Here is a 9,180-nt window from a genome sequence, read left to right on the forward strand (position 1 = left end):
TTAGCTATTTCCTATTCTTGTAATAATAGGTTTCATATTATACCACCCCTTGAGCTTTTTACAAAATCACCTATAAATCATCAAACTATAAGGTAAAAATGTAAAAAACATATAGGTAGTAAAGGTAAAAATGCTAAGTATTAGCTAACAGTTAAGTGACAGCTATAAACTGTCCAAAGTGCTATAAGTAGCTAATGCTACTTACAGCAACTTAACTGTTGCTTACTGCTACTTTAAGGGGATCAAGTAAACTACTTAATGCTACTTTTATATAGCAAAGCTCAAGCAGTTTCAAGTTATCCAGCCTTAAGTAAAAGTATGAGCTTTACATTTTTACCTCCCTCCTGTAAAAACAACACTCAAAGGGACAATGTTGTATTCTTATTTCGGAGGTAGCAAATGGTATAACAAAAAGGGGAATTTAATCAAAGATAAGGCTCGAGCCTACTTTTTTATAAACTTAGTCTAGATTCGCTACTTCGATTTTCTTACCTACAGTGTAGAATTTACCACCTGCAACATAGTGTAAAGGTGATTTTTCTGGAGGGCAGTTATCTAAATCCCAATAACCATTATCAAATACTTCTTCAGCAACCCAAGCTTGCTCTACACGAGCAATTAGCATGTTAGAGTGCTCATTTAAGTATTGGTCTGGAATTAAGCTACATAATAGCCAGGCAACTGCTCCTTGCATCATAGGTAAACCGCGTGCCTCTTCAACGGTAAAAAGCTCTAATCCAGATTCTGCTAATTTATTTGGATTATCAGCTAATGACTGTGTACCTAGACTAATAATTGTATCCAGTTGATCTGCTACTGGAATTTGTACCATGAAATGACCGCTTTTTTCTACTAAAACACGAGTGTAAGCACCACGGTTCATTACTAGAGAGATAGTTGCGGGATTGTAACCCATTGGACAAATCCATGCTAATGGCATAGCGTTTGTAATACCTTGATAGGTAGTTGAAACAATCACTAATGGACCGATGTTTAGTAGACGAGCAGCACGATCAGGATCTATAGAAAGAATAGCCATAAATTTTCCTAAAATATTTGAAATTTGAATTTAGCAAGCATTACTTCAATAAATTCAAAAGCTCAGAGAAATCCTTGTAACAAAGAAGTTGGATTTTTACTTAGCAGCAGTTTACAAATAGATAATTTTCTTGAGCAAGTCAACTTTTACAAAATCTAGAGTTGTAAGTTTTATTTTACTCTTTATTCCAAAAAATTACTTAAAATTAATAAAGTTAGATATGACTTTGATTAAACTAATTTCCTCTTTCCTACGAACTTTTTTCGAAGTTACCTTAAAAATTACTATTTTATAGTAACTTAGAGGTAGGATTAAAAATCATATCTAGCAAAAATAACTTAGTGGATTAGTTGATTTTTATCAAAAAAGAGCTTAATGGATTAGTTAATTTTTAGCAAAAAATAACTCTCCTCTTCCAATAAATTCTTTGCTTATTTTGCTTACTTTGTAGCTATATTTTTGTAGCTTGCTCTAGCTATATTTTTGTAGTTTTTTTACTACATTCTTGTAGCTTTTTGTAACTACATTCTTGTAGCTTGTTTAACCACATTCTTGTAGCTTTTTAACCACGTTCTTGTAGCTTTTGTAACTATATCTTTGTAACTACTTAATTTACCTTTAGCTACAGCTAAAGAAAATAGACTGCTAAGATATGTAATATCGAGATAAAAATCCATGAGAAAAATATTTTTACCACTTTCACGCTCTTGGGAAAATCTATTTGCACTTTAAGAGGTTAAATTTTTTCCTCTTGATCTGCTTCAAATTAGAAAAACTCCTGATTTCTTCTAGGTAAATTACCCAAGAAAAAAGCAAATACCTAACAGATCAAAAGCCAAATTATTTAAACCCTAGAGATAATGGTAAAATTTGGGAATGCTTTCTCATCGTACAATTATAGAGAATTTTTTCCTAAAAAACCTAACTTAAAATCAAAAAAGTTTAATTTTTATTTTCTTACCCTCTTAATTAAAATAATTCTTATCTAGTCCAAGCAAAAGCAAAACGATATTTATCAACTTTCTCGATTAAAAGTTTTACATTTAAAAAAATATGTAGTAAAATAATGGTATAGTTTTTATTCATTCTGTTATTCAAGCCTTAGGTTATATCCCTTGGGCTTTTTTTATGCCCGTTTTTCGGGCAAAAAAAAAGAGTGACATTGTTTCATGCCACTCCTAAGTTGAAAATGTTATTTGACAAAACCTTTGCAAAAAAGCTTACAGTCTCCCCTATAAAAAAACTTAACCTTTTTGTTGTCTTTCATGGATTTCTGATTTAGATTTACAGTTGATACATAGTTCAGCAGTTGGTCTTGCTTCAAGACGACGCATACCAATCTCATCACCACATTTATCACAGTAACCAAAATCAGGATCGTTTTCGATACGGGTTAATGTTTTATCTAGTTTTAGGATTAGACGACGTTCACGGTCACGGTTACGTAAAGTAATCGCGAAGTCTGATTCGTGATCTGCTTGGTCAACTTCATCTGCGTAGTTGCCATTTTCTTCACGCCAAGCTTCTTTTGTTTCGTCTAATTGTTTAAGTAAACTTTCTTTGGTTGCAAGAATAATATCTTTAATGTGTTTTAATTGACGACTATTCATGTAGTCTTCACCATCTTCAAACACATAAGGTTTTATATTTAAAGATTCTAATGATTTAGCTGTAGAAGCGTAAGACTTCTGGTCGATGTTTGATTCAACCCTAACAATTTCGCGTTCAGTATAAGGAACAATTTCCTTTTCAATTACAACGTCAACTAAATTGTTGTTACGGTTGTCATCGTATAAATCGAAGTTATCGTCAAATGACACATCATCGTCATCATCGCTATAGCTACTTGAAGACTTCTTACCTTTTGTTGTTGTGATTTCTTCATCTTCAACAAAGTCATCATCAAAGTCCACTTCATCGTCTTCGATAGCTTCATCTAGTAATTCTAAATCTTCTAAATCGGTTAAATCAGCTAAGTCCTCATCTAAAACTGGTGCAGCTTCTACTTTACCAGCCTCTTCTTTACGAGGGCGACCACGACCACGTTTTTTTGGTTCTGTTGCTAAAACTTCAGTTTCCGCTTTAGCTTCTTTTGGTTTACGGCCTCGTTTTTTCTGAACTTCAGCTTTTGGGGTAAGAGAAATTTTTACTGGGGTTGCTTCTTGAGCTGTAGCAGTCTGGTCTTTTCTTGGACGACCGCGACCTCTTTTAGGTTGTTGTTCAAGTGTCATTGTCATATCAACTTTAATAGTTTCTAGATAGTTTCTCTATCTAAAATGTTATGCGAATTAATAAAAAAGAAATAATTAAATTTAAAATTATTACCCTAAATTTATATCGAGGTAATTATACAAGGATTAAATCCTTGTCGCTTACTTTTTTATAAAAAAATCCATTTTTTAATTCACAAAATTGTAAAAATGTGTCAAATTACAAGTTTTTATCTCATAAATACAAATAAAAATACCCATATCTTGACTATAAAGTATTAGTATCAAAATAACAAAAATCTTAACTTCCTAGAGTTTTTCTAACAAAAAAGACTCTGCCCCATCTCAATTCTTGCAAATTTTACTCTTGGCGGTCTCTATTCTTGCAAAATTCATTCTTGCCAATAGCAATTACAGCAAAATACCCATGCAACTAATAAGCTTACTCAGCTTTATTGCCTCTCTGCTTCTTCTACTTCCTCTTTCTATTTCTCTTTAAGATTCTTTTTTAACCCTGGCTTTATGGTTATAGCTTTTACTCTCTAGCCTCTAGAGGCGCAACCTCAAGTAGTCTAATTAACCTCGTACCAACATTTGAGGCAAAGAGTTTACTTGAATTTACCGTTGAAGCTTCCTTTGTAACCACTTCTCTTGTTACAGCTTCTCTTGTTACAGCTTCCCTTGCTGTTGTAGCTTGGTTATTATTTGTCTTACCCACAGGTTGAGTTTCCTGCTTTTCTGGAGTAGCTAGAAGATCCTGCTGTTCTTGCCAACGAATGTTGAGCCCTGCAAACTCCATGCCATATTCAGCCGTTACTGTTTGCATGTTTTTATAAGCAGGTTTAGGATTAAGAATTAGAAGCTTAGCTAGGAGTTTACTTAGGTAAACAACTTTTACTCGTTCTTCTGGAGTTAGAGTTGCAAAACTTTGTAAAGCTAAAGAGAAAGTTGCTCTCTGATCTGCAACTTGCTTTTGTTCTTCAGCTTGTGAGAGATCAGCTAAAACTCTTGCAAAAATCTCTAGAAGTTCATTTTGCTCTTGTTCATTGAGTAAACTATCTACAGCAAAAGGACTTAGCTTAAGTTGACTAATTAACTCTAGATCAAGATGCCAACTTACTCCCTCTAAAGAAGCAAACAATAAATCTAGCCCCTTAACTTCTTTTTCTTTGCTATCAATAATTTGCTCAATGACTGAAGAAGACTCTTGGGGCTCAGCATTTGCCCCAACCTCTACCTCTGATGTTAAAAGAAAATCAGGAGCTTGTACGTAACCAGCTCTTACTTCTTGCCCCGCTAGAGGTTGATCAGCAAAAGGAATATAAGGTTTGATATCAAGAATTGGCGTACCATTAACTAAATCACATCCCTGTAAGATCAAACTAACCTTACCCTGCGCATTAACCCTTACTTCTTTTAAACGCACTAAAGATAAACTTAAGTTATTTGGACGAAAAGAACTTCTACTTGCAAATACTCCAACTTTTTGGTTACCGCCTAAACGAGGAGGGCGAACCATGAGGCGCTCTTGGTTATTAGCTTCAACATTTTCGTGAAAAATTCCAATTAACCAAAGATGGGTAAAGCCCTCTAGTCCCATAGTTGCTTGAGGATTATCATAAGGAGGAAAAAGTTCAAGTTGGCATACCATTTCATTAACTAGGTTACTTTGACGAGGTACGCTAAACTTACTTGTTAGGAGGGAACGAATTTGACCAATGTGCTTCATTGTGACTAGTTTATTCTTTATTAGTTTTTATTAGTTTTTATAGTTGCTAAATACGCGAAATTGCCTAGCTTTTGCTAGGCAATTTCTGCTAATTATTATTCGTCTTGAAATTCTTGGAATTTACTTAGATCTGGAGTTACCACTAAATTGGCATGAGCATTTAAAGTGTTTAAAGCTTTAATTGCAGGTTCATAACCAACATCAGCAGCTTGTTGATAGTATTCTTTTGCAGTTACAACATCACGTTTTAAGTCACCTAGACCAAACTCATAGATACGACCTAATGCTGTTAATGCTGGGGCAGAGATAATATCTCCACGTTTTGCAGAAATACTATACCAACGAATAGCTTGTTGCATATCTTGGTTAACTCCTGTACCTGTTTCGTACAAGTGACCTAACCAATACTGACCAGTAATATCGCCTCGCTGTGCAGCTAAGACAAAGTATTTAAACGCATTACTCGCGTTGTACTTAACCCCTAGACCATTTAAATACATTAACCCCAAATAGCGAGGAGCTTTCATATTCCCCATACGCGTCGCTTGAACAAACAGCGGAAGCGCGTTCTGATAATCTTCTGCTTGATAAAGGGCAACGGCTTGATCGAAGTAAGGGTTACTTATTTTCTTATCTAACACGTTGTTGTTATTTTCTCTTTCTGGGCTTAAGCTTTTATTAAGATTAGTGATATATTGATTTGGAACCGTAGTATTGTTAGGGTTATTGTCATTTGCCCAGCTTAGATTTGTAAATAAAAACAAGCAGAGCAAAGCTTTTGCTAAATTACTTACGTGTTGTACCATACCTTACCTCTTAATTATTGCCTTCGTTATTTTGTTATTGAACGGTATATTTAACTTTAATTAACTATGGTTATACCGCTCTATCTCTTAAATTCAAGTAAGTCCATTAATAGAAAATCTTGCTTCTTTTCAAGTTTAAGACTTCAACTTTATTTTGGGTTGATTACTGGTTAGATTGTTGGTGAATTATTAATTTATTCTTTAGGTTCTAACTTGATCTTTTCTTCAATATACTGATATAAAGCGTCTGAACCTGGGTACTCTCTAGCAGCAGCTTGGGAAGCATACTTACGAGCTTTGGCTAAATCAACTTCTACTCCGCCTCGACCGTGCGCATAGATATCAGCTAAACGGTACTGCGCAGCTGGATAGTTTTTCTCGGCAGCCAGTTCATAGAACTCAATTGCTTTATCCATAGATTTTAAGCCAGTGTAACCAGTTTCATAGTTATAAGCACGATTGTAAAGATCAACTACGTCTGGTGGAAAAGCAAAAGCATCTTCTTGTTCTTGAGCTTTACCTTTGCCATCCTGCAGGTTCTTCATCTTTTTATAAGTATTGTACATATTGTAAAGTACACCTGCGATTAAGCAAAGAACAAAGACAACAATAATATTCATACTTACCAACCTAGTCTATTGTAATCGCTTCTTTTTTTAAGCTAAGGATCACTAAAGCACTTTTAGCTTTTTGATGTCCTTGCTTCATGGCTTTTTTATACCAATAAGTTGCTTTCTCACGATTAATACCATCACGACGACGAGGATTAGAGTAATACTTACCTAAACGGTATTGCGCTTGAATATGCCCTAATTGCGCAGCTTTTTGGTAATAGTAACCAGCACGCTCAAGATCTAACTCTTCTTCAGGAGCATTAAATTCATAGTAGAAAGCATAGTCAAAGATCGCTTGTGGATCTTTGCTATCTGGCAGTTCAGTTGGGGCTACCACTGCTCTTTGTAAACTTTTTAAACCAGCTAAAGTTGTTGGTTTCTTTTGGTTTTCAGTAGAGTTATCACTACTTAAAAAACTCTTAATTTTATTCAGCATCAGATATATCCTCTGATTATCTTGATTAACTTTTTGTCTTGTTAATCTTTATTATACAATTTTCTCCTAAGCTATTCTTATTCTTTTTTCGAGAGAAAACCTAAGAAAAATCCAAGCATTTAATTTTCTTTTGTTTATAATAAGAACGATTTTCATCTTGCAAATTTAACTTAAGTAAGACTTAAGTTAAATTATCCTTTACTTAATCACTAACAATCACTCTTAATTTAAAAATGTTACGTAAACTTTTCATCCCTGTTTTTACATTGCTGGTACTAGCATATAGCTCTTTAGTGCAAGCAGTTACTGTGCAAGACGCACGTGGTACTTTTACCTATGAAGGACAAGCTAAACGCATCGTAGTGCTTGAGTTATCTTTTGCTGACATTCTTGCACGTTTAAATTTACAAGCTGTTGGTTTAGCTGATGATGGTGCTCCTGAACGTTTTTACCCTGAAGTTTTAGCAAAGCTTGGGAACTACACTAGCGTAGGTAAACGCTTACAACCATCTTTAGAAGTTATTGCTTCTTTAAAACCAGATTTAATTATTGCTGATTTAAATCGTCATAGCCAAATTTACCCACAACTTGTGCAAATTGCGCCAACCTTAATGCTTAACACAAGTGATAACACTTACACTGATGAACTGCAAAATGCGCAAATTATTGCAGAAGTTACAGGGACAACCCAAACTTGGGAACAAGCTTTAGCTGAACACCAAAGTAAAATGGCTAATTACCAAAAAGAAATTCAAGCTAATGATCGTTTTGTTCTGCTAATCTCTTCAAAACCAACAGCAATCGGTGTTTCTAGCGATACTTCTTTCCCTGGTTCAGTACTAAAATTCTTAGGCTTCAAAACTGCAACTAAAGAAATGGCTGGTACTTCACAAAACCGTTTTGATGTTAATATCGAAACGTTAAACATGTGGCAACCTGATGTGATTTTTGTTGGTTTATACGCTCCAAACACTATTGTGGATAAATGGCGTAATGATAAAAATCCATTATGGTTAAACTTAAATGCAGTTAAAAATAACTTAGCTTGTGATGTAAATAATAATGACTGGGTAAGATCACGTGGTCTTACAGCAGCAGAAGCTATTTCGCAACAAGTATATAACTGCTTAAATGGTGTAGCTAATAAGCTACCTTATGAACCTAAGTAAACTGAATTAATTTCTACAATTAATACTAACTCGTTGTTTAAATTAACAACAAGAGAATCACAGAACCTTGAGGTAGCCCTCAAGGTTCTTTGTTTTTGTTAGAGTTTGGATTGAGAGTTTGTGGTGAAAGATTTGGTAAGGATTACCATTAGTAGTTGGAGGTTGCTGTGAGTGGTTGCTGTGGGGGATTGTGCGTAGGTGCTTGTAACTCCTATTGCTTATTTGTCATTTTTACTTAGGTAAAAGCTCTAAAATGAACTTAACAAACTCCAGACAAAATAAAAAACCTTTCCTTGTAAAAAGGAAAGGCTAAAAAGAATATCTATATCTTTATCATCTGCTCAAGTCGTTACTCTTGGCATTTATTGATAATAAATTGACTCGAAAGTCCCTTTCTTCTAAACACTAAAGATGTTTAAGAAGATCTTTCATTATATCATAGCTCGCTTTTAAAAACAAAAACCTGCCATAAAGTTAAAAAAAGATAACCCTTGGCGCTAGCCAAAGGTTACCAACAAAGATTATTTCCCAATAAAAAATTAGTGTAATGTACTTAATGCAAATACTAAGTTACCTTGCGCATCAGTGTTTGCTACATTAGCAAAGTCTTTTGATAAACCAGTTTTAGGTTCATAACCTAATACGTAAGATTGTACTGCTAATTTAGCTGTAACTTGCGCACCAACTTTAGTTAATAAGTTAGTAGTTTCAGGAACTACATAGAAAGCACCTGATGGAGAGTAACCAACTACTACAACTTTTTTACCAGCCCACTCTGTAGATAATAAATCTACTGCGTGTTTGAATACGCCAGGGTAAGAAGAGTTGTACTCTGGTACTACTACCACAACAGCGTCAGCTGAACTTACTTCTTTAGACCAAGCTTTTACTTCTTCACTTACGTATTCACCTGGAGCTGCAGCTGGAACGTATGGTTCTGCATTCCAAGGTAAGCTGTAAGTTGCTAAATCAACTACAGTCACTTGATCATCTGCATAGTTAGCTTTTAATGTATCAACAACCCATTTAGTTGCTAATTCACCAGTTGATTGTTTACGTGGAGAAGCTTTTAATACTAAAACTTTTTTACTCATGATATTTAGGGATTCCCGAACATAGAATAAGCTAATGATTAAATATCTCTAAATTTCTTACCCTTACATTAAGTCAACAATCT

Annotated in this window: 8 protein-coding genes; 1 reads left to right on the plus strand and 7 read right to left on the minus strand. The window is 34.5% G+C overall.

The window, feature by feature from the left end:
- Positions 1 to 460: 460 nt before the first annotated feature.
- The 6 genes from CKF54_RS05875 to CKF54_RS05900 all read right to left on the minus strand — a co-directional run bounded on the left by CKF54_RS05875 (position 461) and on the right by CKF54_RS05900 (position 6,834).
- Positions 461 to 1,039, minus strand: coding sequence for a flavin reductase family protein (locus CKF54_RS05875; protein WP_119525436.1), 579 nt, complete (start codon positions 1,037 to 1,039; stop codon positions 461 to 463).
- Positions 1,040 to 2,283: 1,244 nt separating this feature from the next.
- A complete protein-coding gene (gene dksA / locus CKF54_RS08320) occupies positions 2,284 to 3,276 on the minus strand; it encodes an RNA polymerase-binding protein DksA (RefSeq protein ID WP_410454510.1) in 993 nt (330 codons plus the stop codon).
- A 508-nt stretch (positions 3,277 to 3,784) separates the two neighbouring features.
- Positions 3,785 to 4,978, minus strand: a complete 1,194-nt coding sequence (tsaA, locus tag CKF54_RS05885; protein ID WP_119525437.1) for a tRNA (N6-threonylcarbamoyladenosine(37)-N6)-methyltransferase TrmO — start codon at positions 4,976 to 4,978, stop codon at positions 3,785 to 3,787.
- A 95-nt stretch (positions 4,979 to 5,073) separates the two neighbouring features.
- A complete protein-coding gene (locus CKF54_RS05890; protein ID WP_119525438.1) occupies positions 5,074 to 5,784 on the minus strand; it encodes a tetratricopeptide repeat protein in 711 nt (236 codons plus the stop codon).
- 194 nt (positions 5,785 to 5,978) lie between these two features.
- Positions 5,979 to 6,404 (minus strand): tetratricopeptide repeat protein, encoded by a 426-nt coding sequence (locus tag CKF54_RS05895; protein ID WP_119525439.1) that lies wholly within the window; start codon positions 6,402 to 6,404, stop codon positions 5,979 to 5,981.
- 10 nt (positions 6,405 to 6,414) lie between these two features.
- Positions 6,415 to 6,834 carry a tetratricopeptide repeat protein gene (locus CKF54_RS05900; RefSeq protein ID WP_119525440.1) on the minus strand — a complete coding sequence of 140 codons (420 nt, stop codon included), beginning with the start codon at positions 6,832 to 6,834 and terminating at the stop codon, positions 6,415 to 6,417.
- 233 nt (positions 6,835 to 7,067) lie between these two features.
- Here CKF54_RS05900 and CKF54_RS05905 point away from each other — a divergent pair, with 233 nt between their 5' ends.
- Positions 7,068 to 8,003, plus strand: a complete 936-nt coding sequence (locus tag CKF54_RS05905) for an ABC transporter substrate-binding protein (protein ID WP_119525441.1) — start codon at positions 7,068 to 7,070, stop codon at positions 8,001 to 8,003.
- 539 nt (positions 8,004 to 8,542) lie between these two features.
- Here CKF54_RS05905 and CKF54_RS05910 read toward each other — a convergent pair.
- Positions 8,543 to 9,097, minus strand: coding sequence for an NADPH-dependent FMN reductase (locus CKF54_RS05910; protein ID WP_119525442.1), 555 nt, complete (start codon positions 9,095 to 9,097; stop codon positions 8,543 to 8,545).
- Positions 9,098 to 9,180 lie beyond the last annotated feature (83 nt).

Origin of the sequence: Psittacicella hinzii, from assembly GCF_003585885.1 — a bacterium.
GTDB lineage: Bacteria > Pseudomonadota > Gammaproteobacteria > Enterobacterales > Psittacicellaceae > Psittacicella.

Bases quoted from the DNA above. Each gene is read 5' to 3' on its own strand.
- CKF54_RS05890 (WP_119525438.1), bottom strand. From the start codon at position 5,784: ATGGTACAACACGTAAGTAATTTAGCAAAAGCTTTGCTCTGCTTGTTT.
- tsaA (WP_119525437.1), bottom strand. From the start codon at position 4,978: ATGAAGCACATTGGTCAAATTCGTTCCCTCCTAACAAGTAAGTTTAGC.
- CKF54_RS05905 (WP_119525441.1), top strand. From the start codon at position 7,068: ATGTTACGTAAACTTTTCATCCCTGTTTTTACATTGCTGGTACTAGCA.
- CKF54_RS05910 (WP_119525442.1), bottom strand. From the start codon at position 9,097: ATGAGTAAAAAAGTTTTAGTATTAAAAGCTTCTCCACGTAAACAATCA.
- CKF54_RS05875 (WP_119525436.1), bottom strand. From the start codon at position 1,039: ATGGCTATTCTTTCTATAGATCCTGATCGTGCTGCTCGTCTACTAAAC.
- dksA (WP_410454510.1), bottom strand. From the start codon at position 3,276: ATGACAATGACACTTGAACAACAACCTAAAAGAGGTCGCGGTCGTCCA.
- CKF54_RS05895 (WP_119525439.1), bottom strand. From the start codon at position 6,404: ATGAATATTATTGTTGTCTTTGTTCTTTGCTTAATCGCAGGTGTACTT.
- CKF54_RS05900 (WP_119525440.1), bottom strand. From the start codon at position 6,834: ATGCTGAATAAAATTAAGAGTTTTTTAAGTAGTGATAACTCTACTGAA.